Source organism: Nonomuraea sp. NPDC050328, from assembly GCF_044459405.1.
Taxonomy (GTDB): Bacteria; Actinomycetota; Actinomycetes; order Streptosporangiales; family Streptosporangiaceae; genus Nonomuraea.
The window spans coordinates 102,635-119,142 of sequence record NZ_JBITIW010000008.1; the positions used below are offsets into that span (position 1 = coordinate 102,635).

Below are 16,508 nucleotides of genomic sequence, written 5' to 3' on the forward strand. Positions count from 1 at the left end.
TGGTGGTGGGCGGGTAGCACTGCTGCATGACAGCGGAGTTCACCCCCACCGTCCCGGACCGGCGGCTGCCGCCGGTGACGGTTCGCGACCTGCCCGAGCCGCCGAGCAGCATGTGGCGGATCATCGGACCCGGCCTGGTCGGCGCCGGCGTCGGCCTCGCCTCGGGCGAGTTCATCCTGTGGCCCTACATCGCCTCGCAAGTCGGCCTGGTCTTCATCTGGGGCGCCGCGATCGGCATCCTCACCCAGTGGTTCCTCAACATGGAGATCGAGCGTTACACGCTGGCCACCGGCGAGACCGCGCTGACCGGGTTCAGCCGGTTGTGGAAGCACTGGGGCCTGGTCTTCGTGCTGATGACGCTGTTGTCGAACCTGTGGCCCGGCTGGGTGACCACCTCGGCGACGATGGTCACCTACCTCACCGGCGGCACGCCGCGTTACATCGCCATCGGCATGCTGGTGGTGATCGCGCTCGGCCTGACGCTGGCCCCGGTGATCTACACCGCGCTGGAGCGGGTCATCTTCGTCAAGATCGCGCTGGTCGTCACCCTGATCGTCGTCGCGCTGATCTTCGCGATCACCTCGGACGCCTGGGTGAGCCTGGGCCGCGGGCTGACGGTGGACGCCACCTTCCCGGTGCCGCCGCTGGAGCTGGCCGTCCTGATGGGCGCGATCGCCTACGCGGGCGCGGGCGGCGGCCAGAACCTGTGCCAGAGCAACTGGATCCGCGACAAGGGCTTCGGCATAGGCCAGTACGTGCCGCGGCTGGTCAGCCCGGTGACCGGGCACGAGGAGGCGGCGCCGTCCACCGGCTTCCAGTTCGCGCCGACGCGGGAGAACCTGGCCCGGTGGAGGCAGTGGTGGCGCTTCGCCAACCTGGAGCAGGGCACCACCTTCGCGCTGGTCAGCTTCGTCACCATCGCGCTGATGTCGATGCTCGCCTACTCCACGGTGTTCGGGCGGGAGGGGCTGGCCAACAGCATCGCCTTCCTGGAGACCGAGGGGCAGGTGCTGCAGGAGACGGTGGCGCCGTGGTTCGGGGTCCTGTTCTGGGTGATCGGGGCGCTGTCGTTGTTCGCCTCGGCGATGGGGATCGTGGACTACACCTCCCGGCTGGCCGCGGACATGATCAAGACGGTCTACGCGCGGCAGGCGTCGGAGAGCCGGATCTACTCGATCATCGTGTGGGCGATGGCGGCGGTGGGCGTGCTCGTCCTGCTGATCGGCTTCGACCAGCCGCTCATCCTGCTGGTGCTGTCGGCCAGCTTCGCCGCGGTGATGATGTTCGTCTACTCGATCCTGCTGATCATCCTCAACCGGCGGGCGCTGCCGAAGGAGCTCAAGGTGCGCTCCTACCGGCTGGCGGCGCTGGTGTGGTCGGTGGCCTTCTTCGGGACGCTGACCGTGCTGGTGCTGATCCAGCAGGCCCAGAAGCTGTTCTGAATCGCGGAAGCGGGCTTTCCTCGATACCCGGCACACTGGAGGCATGCTCGAAACCTCGGCCCGTCTGCTGCGCCTGCTCTCCCTGCTCCAGGCCCACAAGGAGTGGTCCGGCCCGGAGCTGGCCTCCCGGCTGAACGTCTCCACCCGCACGGTCCGCAACGACGTGGAACGGCTGCGCACCCTCGGCTATCCGGTGCATGCCACGCCGGGGGTGGCCGGCGGGTACCGGCTGGGGGCGGGCGCGGCGCTGCCGCCGCTGCTGCTCGACGACGAGGAGGCCGTGGCGGTCGCGGTCGGGCTGGGCCGGGCGGCGGGCGGCGGGGTGGCGGGCATCGAGGAGAGCTCGGTCCGGGCGCTGGCCAAGCTGGAGCAGGTGCTGCCCAGCCGGCTCCGGCACCGGGTCTCGGCCCTGAACAGCCACACCGTGCACATCCCCGGCGCCAGCCCCCAGGTGCCGCCGGAGACGCTGACGGTGATCGCCAACGCCGCCCGCGACCACGAGCGGCTGCGCTTCGACTACGTGGGCCACGACGGGGCGGCCAGCCTGCGGGAGGCGGAGCCGTACAAGCTGGTGCACCGGCGGGGGCGCTGGTACCTGGTGGCGTGGGACGTGACGCGGGAGGACTGGCGGACCTACCGGGTGGACCGGCTGAAGCCGCGCACGCCCAACGGCCGCCGGTTCACCCCGCGCGAGGTGCCGTTCGACGTGGCCGAGCACGTGGAGCAGGGGGTGAACACGGCGATGTGGCGCTATCGCGCGACCGTGCGGATCCACGCGCCCGCCGAGCGGCTGGCCGGGCTGCCGCTGGGCCTGGTGGTGGAGCCGGAGACGGAGCAGACCTGCCTGCTGCGCACCGGCGCCGACGACCCGGAGGGCATGGCGGTCTGGCTCGGCTTCCTCGGGGCCGACTTCGAGGTGCTCGACTCCCCCGAGCTGGTCGCCGCGCTCGACCGGCTGGCCGCCCGCTACCAGCGCGCGGTCAGCGGCTCGTCAGCGCGCGAGTCCACCGTGTGAGGCATGACGACGAAGCAGATCGCCGGGAGCGAGCAGGACTTCCAGCTCGTGACCCGGATCCACGCCGCCGGTTCGCAGGAGGGCATCGGCCGCGTGCTGGGCCGGCGCGCCGAGGCGGCGTACGGCTGGCAGCCCCGGCCGATCGACCCGGAGCTGGGCCGGGCCCGGCACGAGTGGTTCGCCGAGCACTGGCCCCAGCACCACGCGCGGCTGCGCGGTCTGGCCGGCGGGCGGCTGCGGGACGACCTGGAGTACGACGGCCTGAGCGGGCTGCCGCAGGGGTGCTCCGCGTTGTGGGTGCCGCCGTCGGCCTCGACCGACGGGCACGGCCGCATCGGCCGCACCTATGACTTCTTCCCCTGGACCACCAGCGAGATCATGCACGAGACCTTCCCGCTGCCGGGCGAGCTGCCGATGGCCTCCCGCCCGCACGTGATCACCACGGTGCCGGACGACGGCCTGGCCTCCACCGTGGTGTCCATGAGCGACCTGGACGGCTGCATGGACGGCGTGAACGAGGCCGGGCTGGCGGTGGCGCTGCTCATCCAGGACTTCGCCGGCGCAGAGCCGCCGGAGGAGACCGGCGCCCAGGTCGGCGTCAACTCCGTGCAGCTCCCCCGGTTCCTGCTGGACACCTGCGAGAGCGCGGCCGAGGCCAAGCGCGCGCTGGCCGGCCTGCGGCACTACGACTTCGGCATGCCGCTGCACTACATCGTGGCCGACGCCGCGGGCGAGGCGTTCGTCTGGGAGGGCGGCCGGGCCTTCGAGACCGGCGGCGGCCCGCTGTGCGTGACCAACCACCCGCTGCACGAGCACCCCGACCCCCTCGCCCTGCCGCCGGACAGCGCGCGGACCTTCGGCTCCTTCGGCCGGCTGCGCTCGCTGTACGAGGCGAGCCGGGGCGGGCCCATGTCGCCGGAGGAGCTGCGCGCCTCGCTCGCCGAGGTGAGCTGCGGGCAGGACCAGGTGTTGCGCACGCTGTGGACCACGGTCTTCGACACCACCGAGCGCACCATGGCCGTCCGCTTCTACCTGGGCGACGGCGAGAAGGAGCCACGCTACAGCGAGGAACTGCTGTTCACCTGCGGGGTGTGACCAGCCCCGACTCGTAGGCGAGCACGACGAGCTGGGCGCGGTCGCGCGCCCCCAGCTTGGTCATGGCGCGGCTGACGTGCGTCTTGGCGGTGAACGGGCTGACCACCAGGTGCGCGGCGATCTGGTCGTTGCTGAGCCCGCGGGCGACCAGGCCGACGATCTCGCGCTCGCGGCCGGTCAGCACGGCCATGTCGCCGGCCGGGGCGGGCGCCTGGGAGACGAACTGCTCGATCAGCCGCCGGGTGATGCCCGGCGACAGCAGCGCGTCGCCGCGCGCCGCCACGCGCACGCCGTGCAGCAGGTCGGCGGGGTCGGTGTCCTTGAGCAGGAACCCGGCCGCGCCGGCGCGCAGGGCCTGGTAGACGTACTCGTCCAGGCCGAAGTTGGTCAGGATGACGATGTGCGTGCCGTCCAGGCCGGCCAACCGCCGGGTGGCCTCGATGCCGTCCATGACCGGCATCTGGATGTCCAGCAGCACCACGTCGGGCCGCAGCTCGGTGGCCAGCGCGACCGCCTGCTGCCCGTCGGCGGCCTCGCCGGCCACCTCGATGCCGTCCTCGGCCTCCAGCAGCGCGCGGAAGCCGGCCCTGATCAGCGCCTGGTCGTCGGCGAGCAGCACGCGGATCATGCCGGCTGCCGCATCCGGCCAGGAACCGGCAGCTCGGCCCGCACCAGGAAGCCCCGCTCCCCCGGGCCGGCCTGCAGCTTCCCGCCGAGCGCCTCCGCCCGTTCGCGCATCCCGGTCAGCCCCTTCCCCGGTACGGCAGGCGCCGCGCCGGCCCCGTCGTCGGCGACCGTGACGGTGACGGCGCGCCTGCCGTACGCGAGGGTGACCTCGGCGCGCGCGCCGGGGGCGTGCCTGGCGACGTTGGTGAGCGCCTCCTGCACGATGCGGTAGGCGGCCTGATCGACCTCGGCCGGCAGCGCGCCCGGGTCGCCTTCGATGCGCAGGCCGAGCGGCAGGCCGGCGGCGCGCAGCCGTTCGGCCAGTTCGGGGAGGCGGGCGAGGGAGACGCTCTCGTCGCGCAGGACCTCCAGGGTCTCGCGCAGCTCGCGCATGGCCTCGCCGCTGGCCTCCTGGATGGCGGCGAGCGCGGGCGGCACCTGCTCGCCGCGCTTGGCGGCCAGGTGCGCGGCGACGCCGGCCTGGACCTTGATCACCGAGATGGTGTGGGTGAGCGAGTCGTGCAGGTCGCGGGCGATGCGCAGGCGCTCCTCGCCGGCGCGGCGCAGCGCGGCCTCCTCGCGGTTGTGCTCGGCCTCCTGGGCGCGCTGGTCGGCCTGCTGGAGCGCCACTCCCATGGCGACCGCGGCGACGAACCAGCCGGTGACCAGGATGCCGCCCTTGACCGCGGCCAGCGGGTCCTGGCCGGCCAGCAGGTAGGCGGCGATCATGGCCAGGATGAGGGCGAGCGCGGCGACCTGGGAGAGCCGGCGGTGGCCGTGCCGTACCGTGCTGGCCAGGGAGATCAGGGCGGGCAGGCCCGCGGTGAGCTCCGGCTCGACGAACAGGGCGTACAGCAGGGCGCAGCCGGTGGTGACGACCAGCACCTGCTGGGGGGCCACCCGGTGCCAGTGCAGCGCGACGGCGGCGGCGGCGAGCAGCGCGTAACCGCCCGGCCCGGCCACGCCGTTGATCAGCGTGGCCGACACCATGACCAGCCCGACGGCGGGGGCGACCACCAGGTCCAGCCTCTTCATGGTGGCAAACTACGCCACCCGGGCGGCGAACGCGTCATCTGTACCGACTACTCCCATTGGAGTAGGCGATGCCTCTTCTGGCGCGACGACCGGGCCCGGTGCGCCGGAGCATCGTGAAGGGCATGCAGAACTTCACCGGACCTGTTCACCTGCCCGGCACCGACGGCTACGAGAACGAGCGGCTGGCCTGGAACCGGGCCGTCGACCCCAAGCCCGCGCTGGTCGCCGAGGCGCTGACCGCCGAGGACGTGCGGGTGGCGGTGCGGACCGCCGCCGAGCGCGAGCTGCCGCTGGCCGTCCAGAGCACCGGCCACGGGACCGTGACCGGCAACGAGGGCGCGCTGCTGCTCCGGACCAGCCGGCTGAAGGGGGTGCGGATCGACCCCGCCCGCCGGGAGGCCACCGTCGGCGCGGGCACGCTGTGGTCGGAGGTGCTCCCCGAGGCCGCGTGGTACGGCCTGGCCCCGATGTCCGGGACGCCGGGCATCGGCGTGACCGGCTACACGCTGGGCGGCGGCGCGGGCTACCTGTCGCGCCTGCACGGCCTGGCCGCCGACAGCCTGGTCGGCGCGCGGCTGGTCACCGCCGACGGCGAGCTGCGCGAGGCGGAGGGCGACCTGCTGTGGGCCCTGCGCGGCGGCGGCGGCAACTTCGGCGTGGTCACCGAGCTGACCTTCCGCCTCCACCCGGTCCGCGAGGTCGTGGCCGGCATGACCTTCCACCCGTTCGAGCACGCCGGGCGGCTCCTGGAGACCTACGGCGAGTGGGCGGCGACCGCGCCGGACGCGCTCAGCACCGCCGTGCTGCTCATGCGCGGTCCCGACGGCGGCCGGCTGCTGGGCCTGCGCGCCTTCGCCGCCGAGGGCTCGGAGCGGGCGCTCGAACCGCTGCTGGCCGCGGCCGGCCCGGTGCTCTCCGGGGCGCACCGGGCGATGAGCTTCGCCGAGGCGTCGGCGGCGCTCGGCCCCGACCACCCGCCGATGCCGCTGCGCCACCGCTTCGAGCTGTTCCGCTCGCTGCCCGGCGACCTGATCGCGGCGCTGCTGGAGGCGCCGGTGGACGGCGCCGAGATCCGCCACTGGGGCGGCGCGATGACCAAGCCCGGCGGCCCGGCCGCCCACCGCGACGTGCCCTTCTCCATCACGCTCAGCCAGGACGTCGAGCTGCCGCACGCCACCGGCGGCACCTTCCTGAACTTCCTGACCGACCCCGGCCGGGTCGCCGACGCCTTCACCCCCGACGCGTACGCCCGGCTGGTGGCGCTGAAGCGGCGGTGGGACCCGGCCACGCTCTTCCGTCCCGGCCTGCTGATCGGAGCATGATGCCCTTCCGCCACATCACCCCCGTCGAACCGCGGGACGCCTCGGGGCTGGTCACCGAGGTCTACAGCCAGCAGGCCCGCGACATGGGCCTGTCGCGGATGCCCGCGCTGATGACGCTGTCCCCCGTGCCCGAGCTGCTGGCCGCCACCTGGTCGTTGCTGCGCGAGTCGCTGGTCGCCGGACCGGTCTCGCGCACCGAGCGGGAGCTGGTCGCGCTGGGCGTCTCGATGCGCAACCAGTGCCCGTTCTGCGTGGACGCGCACACCATGCTCCTGCACGCCACGGGCGATCACCGGCTGGCCGAGTCGATCGCCCGCGGCGAGCGGCCCGCCGATCCCCGCCAGGCGGCGCTGCTGGACGGCCGGGGGCTGGACGCGCCCGAGCTGGTCGCGGTCGCGCTGACCTTCCACTTCATCAACCGGATGGTCTCGGCCCTGCACACGCCCGAGGTGTTGCCCGCGGGCCTGGCCCGGCTGCGCCCGGTGCGCTCCCTGGCCGGGCGCTCCCTCGCGGGAGCCGCCCGGCGCGTCGCGCCACCGGGCGACAGCCTGCGCCTGCTGCCGGTCCGCCCCGAAGCGCCCGCCTGGGCCGGTGACTCCCCCGCCGGTACGGCTTACGCCGCCCTCGTGGAGCTGGCCGGCCGGCCCCTCGGCCCGTGGTGCGAGGCGGTGCGCGCCGAGGTCGCCGCCTGGGACGGCGCGCACCCCGGCCTGGCCGGTCCGGCCCTGTCCGAGGAGCAGGGCCCGCGCTTCCGGCTGGCGGCGCTGGCGGCCCTGGCCCCCTACCGGATCGGCGAGCGCGACGTGGCCGCCGCCGGGCTCGACGACGCGGAGCTGGTACGGGTCCTGGCCTTCGGCGCGATCACCGCGGTCCGGCGTCAGGAGTCGCTTCTCCCAGGTATTCGGCTTTGACCTTCGAGCGCGACAGCTTGCCGGTCGGGGTGCGCGGCAGGTCCCGGAACTCGATCACCTTGGGGTGCTTGAACCGCGCCAGCCGGGGTTCGAGGTGCTCCAGCAGGTCCTCGGCGCTCACCGGCGAGGCCGGCTGGACCAGGGCGACGACGTTGTGCCCCCACTCCTCGTCCGGGACCCCGATCACCGCGGCGTCGGCCACGGCCGGGTGCTCCAGCAGGGCCGCCTCGATCTCGGCGGGGTAGATGTTGACCCCGCCGGAGATGATCAGGTCGGTCCGGCGGTCGCAGAGGAACAGGTAGCCCTCCTTGTCGAGGTAGCCGATGTCGCCGGGGGTGTACCACTCGCCGCGCATGCTGGCCGCGGTCTTGGCCGGGTCCTTGCGGTACTGGAAGCCGCCCAGCCCCGATTTGACGTAGATCATGCCCGGCTCGCCCGGCGGCAGCTCGTTGCCGAGCTCGTCGAGGATCTTCGCCTCGAAGGCGGGCGCGGGCCGGCCGACGGTGCCGGGGCGGGCCAGCCACTCGTGCGGCTTGACGGCGAAGGCGATGGCCGACTCGGTGGAGCCGTAGTACTCGTACAGCACCGGGCCCCACCAGTCCATGATCCCCTGCTTGACCGCGACCGGGCAGGCGGCGGCCGTGTGGATCACCTGGGCCAGGCTGCTGACGTCGTACCGCTCGCGCACCTCGGCCGGGAGCTGGAGCATCCGGTGGAACATGGTCGGCACCATCATCGCGTTGGTCACGCGGTGGCGTTCGATGAGTTCGAGGATCGGCTCGGGGTCGAATCGCGGGGCCAGCACCAGCGTGTGGCCGAAGTGCAGGGCGAAGGAGGTGTGCGCGCAGGGCGCCGAGTGGTACATCGGCGAGGTCACCAGGTGCACGCCGTCGCCCGGCCGCAGGTCGCAGACCTCGCCCAGGAACCAGACGTACAGCGGGACGACCGCCTCGGGGGCCGTCCCCGACAGCGGGCGCTGCACGCCCTTGGGGAAGCCGGTGGTGCCGGAGGTGTACCACATGACCGCGCCCGCCGTACGGTCGCCCGGGGTGGTGTCGGGCTGGCCCTCGGCCAGGGCGGCGACGTCGGCCGGGCCGGTGAGCACGACCTTGGCGTCGCAGTCGCCGACGATGTAGTCGATCTCCGGCTGGGCCAGGTGCCAGTTGATCGGCACGTAGTACATCCCGGCCTGCCCGGTGGCCATCAGCATGACCACCGGATCGATGCCGTTGCGCAGCACCCCGGCGACCACGTCCCCGGTGCCGAGGCCACGGGCGCGCAGGCCGTGGGTGACCCGGTTCACCCTGGCCAGCAGCTCGCCGTAGGTCGTGCGGGTGCCGTCGGTGTCGATCACCGCGAGGCGGCCGGGGTCGGCCTCGGCGATGGCGTAGAACCCTGGGTACTGGCTGATGTCCATCTAGAGCTCCAATAGCTCGGCGATCCTGGCCCGGTGCTCGCGGGGCGGGCCGAGCAGCACCTCGTCGGCCTTGGCCCGCTTGACGTACAGGTGGGCGTCGTGCTCCCAGGTGAAGCCGATGCCGCCGTGCAGCAGCAGATGGTCGGCGGCGACCTCGTAACAGGCCCGGCCCACGTAGGCCTGGGCCAGCGCCGCCGCCATCGGCAGCTCGCCGGGCGCCTCGTCGGCGGCCCACGCGGCGTAGCGCACGATCGACTCGGCCTGCTCGACCTTGCAGTGCATCTCCGCCAGCTTGTGCTTGACCGCCTGGAAGGAGCCGACCAGCCGGCCGAAGGCGGCCCTGATCTTGGCGTAGGCCACGATCGCGTCCAGCGCGGCGCGCATCACGCCGAGCTGCTCGGCGGCCAGCACCACGGCCAGCCGGTCGCCGATGCCGAGCGCGGCCCGCGCCGGTCCCAGCTCGCGGGCCGGGGCGGCGTCGAGGACGATCCGGGCCTGGCCGCGGGTGAGGTCGAGGGTTTCGAGCGGGCTGCGGCTGACGCCGGGGCCGGTCAGCTCGACCGCGTACATCGCCGCACCGGCCCGCACGACGATGGTCTCGGCCTCCATGCCGCCCAGCACCTGGGCCAGTTCGCCGCTGACCGAGGCGCCGTCGCCGCTCAGCTCGCCCTCGGCCACGGTGACGACCCGGCCCTCGGCGAGGCGGGTGAGCAGTTCCTTGTCGCCGATCCTGGTCAGCGCCACGGTGGCGAAGACCGTGGCCAGGAACGGGCCGGGCAGCAGGGCCGCGCCGGTCTCCTCCATGACCACCGCCAGCTCGGCGTAGCCCGCGCCGGCTCCGCCGTACTCCTCGGGGACGATCAGGCCGGACAGGCCGAGCTCGCCGTTGAGGCGGGCGTAGACCTCCGGCGAGTAGCCCTCGCGCGGGCGGGAGTGGGCGGCGAGGAAGCCGCGCACGGCCGCCCTGAGCTGCTGTTGTTCCTCGTTGAGCAGCAGGTTCACGTCTGGGTCCCCACCTTCAGCTCCTTGAACGGCACGGTCTTGTCCACGCGGGGCTCGGGCGGCAGGCCGAGCACGCGGTCGCCGACGATGCCGCGCATGATCTCGTTGGTGCCGCCGCCCAGCGCCATCGCGGGCGCCCAGGAGAAGGTGAAGGCCAGCGGCGTGTCGCCGAGCGCCGCCTCGGGGCCGACCAGCGAGGTGGCCAGGTCGGCCTGGAACATGGTGAGCTCGGCGAGCAGGAGCTTGGCGGCGCTGCCGCGGGCGCCGGGGAAGATCCCGGCCTTGGTCTCCTGCGCCAGGCGCTGGTTGAACAGGTGCAGCGCCTGGGTGCGCAGGTGCAGCTCGACCAGGCGGTCGCGGACGTAGGGGTCGGTGGTGTCGAGCCGCTCGCGCAGCGCCTCGACGGTGGTCGGGTTGCCCTTGGAGCCGCCCATGCCCACGCCGGCGGAGATGGACAGCCGCTCGTGCAGCAGGGTGGTGACCGCGACGCTCCAGCCGTCGTCGACCGCGCCGATGCGATCGGTGTCCGGGATGGGCACGTCGTCGAAGAAGATCTCGTTGAAGTGCGCGCGGCCGGTCATGTCGCGCAGCGGCCGGACGGTGACGCCGGGGTGGCGCATGTTGACCGCGAACATGGTCAGGCCCTTGTGCTTGGGCGCGTCCACGTTGGTGCGGGCCAGCAGCAGGCCCCAGTCGGCGTACTGCGCGTTGGTCGTCCAGACCTTCTGCCCGTTGACCACCCAGTCCTCGCCGTCGCGTACGGCCCGCGTCTGCAGGCTGGCCACGTCGCTGCCGGCGCCCGGCTCGGAGAAGAGCTGGCACCAGATCTCCTCGCCGCGCAGCAGCGGCCGGATCCAGCGCCGGCGCTGCTCGTCGTCGCCCCGGTCGACCACGGTGGGCCCGCACATGCCCAGCCCGATGGAGAAGCGTTGCAGCGGGAGCGTGTAGTCGCGGGCCACCTCGGCGAAGGCGGCCTCCTCCGCCTGGGTCAGTCCCTGGCCGCCCCACGCGGCCGGCCAGGTGATCCCGGAGTAGCCCGCGTCGTACAGCTTGGCCATGAACTCGTGCGGATCCTCGATCGCGACGTTCGCGTCCAGCCACTCGCGGGCGGCACGGCGATATTCGGCAAGGTCCAACTCTGCCTCCTCCGAAACAAGTGCTCACTTACTCTAATCAGGGAAAACGTCGGAGTATAGAGCGCTATTCGGTTGGGTTTTTTGTCAGGTTTTACTACCGAATCTCCCTTAATTAGGCCGAACTCCACCTAGTGTGATCACCTGATTACCAGGGGGAGAGGCGTGATCACACGGTTCGCGGGGTCCGTGCGCACAAAACTGACACTGATCGCCAGCGTCGTCATGGCGCTGATCTGCCTTGTCCTCAACAGCCTGGTCCTGTACGGCGTGCACGCCGCCGCCGACGACTACCGCACCAACGAGGTGCTGAGCGCGGCGCTGCGCGTGGTGCACCTGGCCAAGCGCGGGACACTGCCCGCCGAGCTGACCACGGACGTCGACGCGGTACAGGTGATCAACGCCGCGGGCCGGGTCGTCGCCGCCTCCCCCAACCTGGTGGGCAAGCCGCCCATCACCGACCTGCAGCCCGACGCGGACAATTCCAATCGCACGGACATCCTTTGCGGAATGCCGGCTTTCGGCGGCGCGTGCATGGTGGTCTCCACTTTCCGCATCTATCAGGACGACGGGGACTGGATCGTCTACGCCGCCTCGGCCTCGGTCCCCTGGTACGTGCACCCCGGCGTGCTCGCCTTCCTGATCGGCGTCTCCGTCGGCCTGGTCGCGCTGACCTGGTGGGGCACCTCCCGCACGATCGCCAGGACGCTCGCGCCGGTGGACGCCATCCGGGTCAAGCTGGCCGACATCACCGCCAGCGACCTGGGCCAGCGGGTCCCCGTCCCCGCCACCGACGACGAGATCCACGCCCTGGCCGAGACCGCCAACGCCACCCTCGACCGCCTCGAACAGGCCGTCGAGCAGCAGCGCCGCTTCGCCTCCGACGCCTCGCACGACCTGCGCAGCCCGATCACCGCGATGCGCACCCAGGTGGAGGAGGCGCTGATGCACCCCACCGACACCGACTGGCCCCGCACCGGCGCGAGCGTGCTGGAGAGCATCGACCGGCTCCAGGCCATCGTCACCGATCTGCTCATCCTGGCCAAGCTGGACGCCGGGGCGCCCGGCCAGGACGAGCGACTCGACCTCGGCGACCTGGTCTGCGCCGAACTCGACCGGCGGGTGGCCGGAAAGGAGATCGAGCGGGACATGGCCTCGGGAGTGATCGTCAAGGGCGACCGGCTGCGGCTGCTGCGGCTGCTGACCAACATCCTGGACAACGCCGAGCGGCACGCCGACACCCGGGTGGCGGTCTCGGTCAAGGGCTCGGACGGCTGGGCCGTACTCAAGGTCGTCGACGACGGCGCCGGCATCGCGCCCGAGCAGCGGGAGGTGGTCTTCCGGCGCTTCGCGCGGCTCGACGCCTCCCGCGCCCGCGACGCCGGCGGCACCGGGCTGGGCCTGCCCATCGCCCGCGAGATCGCCCACGCCCACGGCGGGACGCTGGGCATCGAGGACTCCGACCGCGGCGCCTGCTTCGTGCTGCGACTGCCGCTGGACAGGGGGTGAGGCCGATGCTGCGCGACTGGTCCGTGCGAGGGCGGCTGACCGCGTCTTCCGCGTGCACGGCGCTGATCATCAATCTGGTGGTCGCGCTGCTGATCACGCCGCTGGTGCACCTGCTGCTCACCGACTACCTGACCGAGCAGGTGGCCAAGGCGGCGCGCCGGGTGACCTACAACGTCGAGCGGTACGCCGCCGCCGGCGAGCTCAAGACCCTGACCCCGACCGAGGGCATCGACCTGATCCAGGTGGTCGACCAGCGCGGCGTCATCCGGCAGGCCAGCGCGACCCTGGCCGGGCAGCCGCCGCTGACCCGCGTGCTGCCCGACGACGAGGACGGCCGGGTCGACGCCGAGACCTGCACCGACCGGCTGCCGGACCGGCCGTGCCTGATCACGGTGGGCTTCCGCGTCCTGGTCGCCGGCCAGGACTGGATGATCTACGCCTACACGCATCCGGTCCCGTGGTACATCGGGCCGGCCTACCTGCTCTTCATGGGCCTGGCCATCCTGGTGCTGGCCCTGCTGACCGCGGCGGTCGCCTCCTTCAGCGTGCGCAAGGCACTGCGGCCGGTGAACGTGATCAAGAACGAGCTGGCCGAGATCACCGCGACCGATCTGGGCCGCCGGGTGCCGCGCACCGAGCGGCAGGACGAGTTCGACGACCTGGCCCGGACCATCAACGAGACCCTCGACCGGCTGGAGACCGCCGTGGTGCAGCAGCGCCGCTTCGCCTCCGACGCCTCGCACGACCTGCGCAGCCCGGTCACCGCGATGCGCGCCCAGGTGGAGGAGGCGATGCTGCACCCGGAGGAGACCGACTGGGCGCACACCAGCCGGGCGCTGCTGGAGAGCATCGACCGGCTGCAGGCGATCGTCACCGACCTGCTGACGCTGGCCAAGCTCGACTCCGGCGCGCCGGGCAAGGAGGAACCGGTGGACCTGGCGGCGCTGGTGGAGTCCGAGCTCGACCGGCGGCCCGAGCGCAAGCGCATCGACCGGCACCTGCAGCCGGGCGTCATGGTCGCGGGCGACCGGCTGCGGCTGGCGCGGCTGCTGACCAACCTCCTGGACAACGCCGAGCGGCACGCCGAGGAGGAGATCACCGTCGAGGTCTCGCGGTCGGGCGGCTGCGCGGTCCTGGAGGTGCTGGACGACGGCGCCGGCATCGACCCGGCCCAGCGGGAGGTGGTCTTCCGGCGATTCACCCGGCTGGACGCCTCGCGCAACCGGGACGCCGGCGGCACCGGCCTGGGGCTCCCGATCGCCCGGGAGATCGCGCGCTCGCACGGCGGCGAGCTGGTCATCGCCGACTCCTGGCGCGGCGCGCGGTTCGTGTTGCGGCTCCCACTTCTTCCCTGAACCCGCTTCTCGGGCTATTGGATGCTTCGTACAGTAGGGGCGACGAGAGGAGCCCCCTGTGCCGGCGTCCGCCCCCCGCTCCTACGAGGCCGTCATCGAGCGCCTGTCGCAGGCCTCGGTCGACAAGCACTGCGAGCCCTACCGCGACATCCCGTGGGACGATCCCGCCTTCGAGATCAGGCAGGACGACCCGCGCTGGGAACTGCCGCCGGTCGAGCAGCTCGGCGCGCACCCATGGTACCTGTCGCGGCCGCCGGAGCTGCGGGCCAGGATCGGGCTGTGGCGGGTGGCGACCGCGATGAAGATCGGGCTGCAGTTCGAGAACCTGCTCAAGCGCGGCCTGCTCAACTACGCCTACCGGCTGCCGAACGGCGCTCCTGAGTTCCGGTACGTCTACCACGAGACCATCGAGGAGGGGCAGCACGGGCTGATGTTCCAGGAGTTCGTCAACCGCACCAAGCTGCCCGTGCGCGGGCTGCCCGGCCCGCTGTCGGCCCTCGTCCAGGCGGTGCCGTGGATCCCGCTGATCTCGACCGAGCTCTTCTTCGTCTTCGTGCTCGGCGGCGAGGACCCAATCGACCACGTGCAGCGCAAGATGCTCAAGGACGGGCGCGAGCACCATCCGCTGGAAGAGCTGATCATCCGCATCCACGTCGCCGAAGAGGCCCGGCACATGTCCTTCGCGCGGCTCTACCTGCGTGAGCGGGTGCCGCGGCTGCCGCGGGGGCGGCGGTTCGCGCTCAGCCTGCTCGCGCCGCTCGTGCTCGGCGTCATGGCGCGCATCATGCTGGCGCCGCCCGGCGCGATGGTGGCCCACTTCCGCATCCCGCGCAGCGTGGTCGACCAGTGCTGGAAGCACAACACCGCGGCCCGGCGGCAGCTCAGCGACTCGGTCGGCCGCACCCGCGAGCTGTGCACCGAGCTCGGGCTGATGAACCCGGCCAGCCGGCGGCTCTGGGCGCTGATGGGCCTGGCCGTTTGAGAAACGGTCATACCGGACATTAAGCCTGTATGAGTTCTAAATCCCGACAGAGTAGAGAGCAGCACGAACAGCGGGCCGCCTCGGGCGAGACGGAGCGGGTCACGCCGAAACCCTCGGGGAAGGTCAAGGGGGCCGCGCCGCCCCGGACCGAGCTCACCACCGAGAAGCGCTCGCGCTCGCACCGCATCGCCAAGGACTCGCTCCCGCTGCGCCGGGGCCAGCGCGGCGGACGGCAGTCGTAGACCTTCCTGGCGACGGCCCCCGGCTCAGGCGAAATAACCCTGCTGCGGCAGGATCCGCGAGGCCGGTCCCGTGCCCCGTCTCGCCGCGGCACGGGACCGGTACACCGGTGTTCAGGGCCTCTTACGGCACACCCCGGATCTTCCACACCAGGCTCGCGCCCAGCAGCGCCAGCAGCGCCGAGGTCAGGAAGAGCACCGGGTAGCCGCCCAGCCCGGCCACGATCGGCCCGGCGATGACCGGCGCGACCACCTGCGGCCCCGAACTCGCGATGTTGATCACGCCCAGGTCCTTGGCCCGCCCGTCCGCGGCCGGCAGCACCTGCGTCACCAGGGCGTTGTCCACCGACATGTAGACGCCGAAGCCGACCCCCAGCACGCCCGCGCCGATCATGACGACCGTCCACTCCGGCCAGAACGCCAACGCCAGCGCCGGGAGCGCGCTGATGACGCCCGAGACGGTCACCAGGGTCTTGCGCCGCCCCAGCCGGTCGGAGACGATCCCCGCGGTCACCGTGGTCAGCACGGCGAACGCGGTGTAGATCAGGATCAGCAGCAACAGCCCGTCGGCCACCTGCTCGCCCGGGAACAGCCGCTCGTAGCCGACCGCGTCCTGCAGGAAGTAGAGCAGGTAGAGCAGCACGACCGAGTTGCCGAGGTTCATCAGGAAGCGCGTGATCCAGGCCCAGAAGAAGTCCGGGTGCTCGCGCGGGCTGATCCAGAAGCTGGCCAAGGTGAACTTCGGCTTGTACGGCAGGCGCGGGTCGGGCGCGGTCAGCACGAACGGCAGCACGAGCAGCGGGATGATCGCGGCGATGAGCAGGTAGCCCGAGGTCGTGGTCGTGACGACCACCGTGACCAGCACCACGCCCAGCACGACGCCGAGCGTCTGCGGGATGCCGATCCAGCCCGACACCTCGCCGCGCTGCCGTACCGGCACGTGGTCGGGGACGGCCGCGGTGGCGGCGGCCTGGAGCGAGTTGAGCGCGGCCTGGGCCAGGCACCAGCCGGCCGCGATCCACACCACCGAGGTCTGGAAGGCCAGGAAGGCCAGCGCCGCCCCGCCCAGCAGGCCGCCGGCCAGCATCCACGGGCGGCGCCTGCCGTACCTGGAGGTGGTGCGGTCGGAGAGCGCGCCGGCGATCGGGTTGCCGACCATGGCGACCAGGGCGCCGATGCCGGCGACCCAGGCGAGCGCCTCCTCCTTGCTCTGCGGGGCGACCTCGGCCACCTGTTGCGGGAGCAGCACCTGGAGCGGGGCCAGGTAGCCCATGAAGAGGCCGAGGTTCGCCAGGGCGAGCGCGGCGATCCACCACGGGCGCACTCTGGTGACGGGCTCGGCCAGCGCGGGAGGGACGTCCAGGCTCATATGAACCCGCCTCATG

The 16,508-nt window shown here is 72.5% G+C and carries 15 protein-coding genes; 9 read left to right on the top strand and 6 right to left on the bottom strand.

Going from position 1 to position 16,508, the window contains the following annotated elements:
* The first annotated feature begins 26 nt into the window (after positions 1–26).
* From ACIBG7_RS28075 to ACIBG7_RS28085, 3 genes are read left to right on the top strand one after another with little or no spacing between them, the layout of a single operon-like run.
* Positions 27–1,442 (top strand): Nramp family divalent metal transporter, encoded by a 1,416-nt coding sequence (locus ACIBG7_RS28075; protein WP_397338180.1) that lies wholly within the window; start codon positions 27–29, stop codon positions 1,440–1,442.
* A gap of 43 nt (positions 1,443–1,485) precedes the next feature.
* Positions 1,486–2,457 (top strand): WYL domain-containing protein, encoded by a 972-nt coding sequence (locus tag ACIBG7_RS28080; RefSeq protein ID WP_357921470.1) that lies wholly within the window; start codon positions 1,486–1,488, stop codon positions 2,455–2,457.
* 3 nt (positions 2,458–2,460) lie between these two features.
* The gene (locus tag ACIBG7_RS28085) at positions 2,461–3,552 is read left to right on the top strand and encodes a C45 family autoproteolytic acyltransferase/hydolase (RefSeq protein ID WP_397338181.1); all 1,092 of its coding nucleotides are present in this window, start codon (positions 2,461–2,463) and stop codon (positions 3,550–3,552) included.
* Here ACIBG7_RS28085 and ACIBG7_RS28090 read toward each other — a convergent pair.
* Positions 3,536–4,180: a response regulator gene (locus tag ACIBG7_RS28090; RefSeq protein WP_397338182.1), complete on the bottom strand. Its 645-nt coding sequence runs from the start codon at positions 4,178–4,180 to the stop codon at positions 3,536–3,538. The genes ACIBG7_RS28085 and ACIBG7_RS28090 overlap by 17 nt on opposite strands.
* Entirely contained in the window at positions 4,177–5,253 is a 1,077-nt protein-coding gene (locus ACIBG7_RS28095) for a sensor histidine kinase (RefSeq protein WP_397338183.1), read from the bottom strand. Before ACIBG7_RS28095 ends, ACIBG7_RS28090 begins: the two co-directional genes overlap by 4 nt.
* Before the next feature lie 68 nt (positions 5,254–5,321).
* Here ACIBG7_RS28095 and ACIBG7_RS28100 point away from each other — a divergent pair, with 68 nt between their 5' ends.
* Both ACIBG7_RS28100 and ACIBG7_RS28105 read left to right on the top strand, forming a co-directional pair.
* Positions 5,322–6,575, top strand: coding sequence for an FAD-binding oxidoreductase (locus ACIBG7_RS28100; RefSeq protein WP_397338184.1), 1,254 nt, complete (start codon positions 5,322–5,324; stop codon positions 6,573–6,575).
* On the top strand, positions 6,572–7,486 hold the full coding sequence (locus ACIBG7_RS28105) for a carboxymuconolactone decarboxylase family protein (RefSeq protein ID WP_397338185.1): 915 nt from the start codon (positions 6,572–6,574) through the stop codon (positions 7,484–7,486). Before ACIBG7_RS28100 ends, ACIBG7_RS28105 begins: the two co-directional genes overlap by 4 nt.
* Here ACIBG7_RS28105 and ACIBG7_RS28110 read toward each other — a convergent pair.
* The 3 genes from ACIBG7_RS28110 to ACIBG7_RS28120 are packed head-to-tail and all read right to left on the bottom strand — an operon-like array spanning position 7,437 to position 11,041.
* Positions 7,437–8,903 carry an AMP-binding protein gene (locus ACIBG7_RS28110; protein WP_397338186.1) on the bottom strand — a complete coding sequence of 489 codons (1,467 nt, stop codon included), beginning with the start codon at positions 8,901–8,903 and terminating at the stop codon, positions 7,437–7,439. The two genes, ACIBG7_RS28105 and ACIBG7_RS28110, sit on opposite strands and share 50 nt — an antisense overlap.
* On the bottom strand, positions 8,904–9,905 hold the full coding sequence (locus ACIBG7_RS28115) for an acyl-CoA dehydrogenase family protein (RefSeq protein WP_357921491.1): 1,002 nt from the start codon (positions 9,903–9,905) through the stop codon (positions 8,904–8,906).
* Entirely contained in the window at positions 9,902–11,041 is a 1,140-nt protein-coding gene (locus ACIBG7_RS28120) for an acyl-CoA dehydrogenase family protein (RefSeq protein ID WP_397338187.1), read from the bottom strand. Before ACIBG7_RS28120 ends, ACIBG7_RS28115 begins: the two co-directional genes overlap by 4 nt.
* A 186-nt stretch (positions 11,042–11,227) precedes the next feature.
* Here ACIBG7_RS28120 and ACIBG7_RS28125 point away from each other — a divergent pair, with 186 nt between their 5' ends.
* From ACIBG7_RS28125 to ACIBG7_RS28140, 4 genes are read left to right on the top strand one after another with little or no spacing between them, the layout of a single operon-like run.
* Positions 11,228–12,547, top strand: coding sequence for a HAMP domain-containing sensor histidine kinase (locus ACIBG7_RS28125; protein WP_357921497.1), 1,320 nt, complete (start codon positions 11,228–11,230; stop codon positions 12,545–12,547).
* Positions 12,548–12,552: 5 nt separating this feature from the next.
* Entirely contained in the window at positions 12,553–13,902 is a 1,350-nt protein-coding gene (locus tag ACIBG7_RS28130; RefSeq protein ID WP_357921500.1) for a HAMP domain-containing sensor histidine kinase, read from the top strand.
* Between the two features lie 58 nt (positions 13,903–13,960).
* Complete coding sequence (locus ACIBG7_RS28135; protein ID WP_357921503.1) at positions 13,961–14,884, top strand: diiron oxygenase; 924 nt, start codon at positions 13,961–13,963, stop codon at positions 14,882–14,884.
* Positions 14,885–14,913: 29 nt separating this feature from the next.
* Positions 14,914–15,126, top strand: coding sequence for a hypothetical protein (locus ACIBG7_RS28140; protein WP_357921506.1), 213 nt, complete (start codon positions 14,914–14,916; stop codon positions 15,124–15,126).
* Positions 15,127–15,247: 121 nt separating this feature from the next.
* On the opposite strand, the gene ACIBG7_RS28145 is transcribed toward ACIBG7_RS28140, so the two are convergent.
* Positions 15,248–16,492, bottom strand: coding sequence for an MFS transporter (locus tag ACIBG7_RS28145; RefSeq protein ID WP_397338188.1), 1,245 nt, complete (start codon positions 16,490–16,492; stop codon positions 15,248–15,250).
* Positions 16,493–16,508: the final 16 nt, after the last annotated feature.

Excerpts from the sequence above, each read along its gene's own strand:
- ACIBG7_RS28075 (WP_397338180.1), top strand. The coding sequence starts at position 27 with ATGACAGCGGAGTTCACCCCCACCGTCCCGGACCGGCGGCTGCCGCCG.
- ACIBG7_RS28080 (WP_357921470.1), top strand. The coding sequence starts at position 1,486 with ATGCTCGAAACCTCGGCCCGTCTGCTGCGCCTGCTCTCCCTGCTCCAG.
- ACIBG7_RS28085 (WP_397338181.1), top strand. The coding sequence starts at position 2,461 with ATGACGACGAAGCAGATCGCCGGGAGCGAGCAGGACTTCCAGCTCGTG.
- ACIBG7_RS28090 (WP_397338182.1), bottom strand. The coding sequence starts at position 4,180 with ATGATCCGCGTGCTGCTCGCCGACGACCAGGCGCTGATCAGGGCCGGC.
- ACIBG7_RS28095 (WP_397338183.1), bottom strand. The coding sequence starts at position 5,253 with ATGAAGAGGCTGGACCTGGTGGTCGCCCCCGCCGTCGGGCTGGTCATG.
- ACIBG7_RS28100 (WP_397338184.1), top strand. The coding sequence starts at position 5,322 with ATGCCTCTTCTGGCGCGACGACCGGGCCCGGTGCGCCGGAGCATCGTG.
- ACIBG7_RS28105 (WP_397338185.1), top strand. The coding sequence starts at position 6,572 with ATGATGCCCTTCCGCCACATCACCCCCGTCGAACCGCGGGACGCCTCG.
- ACIBG7_RS28110 (WP_397338186.1), bottom strand. The coding sequence starts at position 8,903 with ATGGACATCAGCCAGTACCCAGGGTTCTACGCCATCGCCGAGGCCGAC.
- ACIBG7_RS28130 (WP_357921500.1), top strand. The coding sequence starts at position 12,553 with ATGCTGCGCGACTGGTCCGTGCGAGGGCGGCTGACCGCGTCTTCCGCG.
- ACIBG7_RS28140 (WP_357921506.1), top strand. The coding sequence starts at position 14,914 with ATGAGTTCTAAATCCCGACAGAGTAGAGAGCAGCACGAACAGCGGGCC.
- ACIBG7_RS28145 (WP_397338188.1), bottom strand. The coding sequence starts at position 16,492 with ATGAGCCTGGACGTCCCTCCCGCGCTGGCCGAGCCCGTCACCAGAGTG.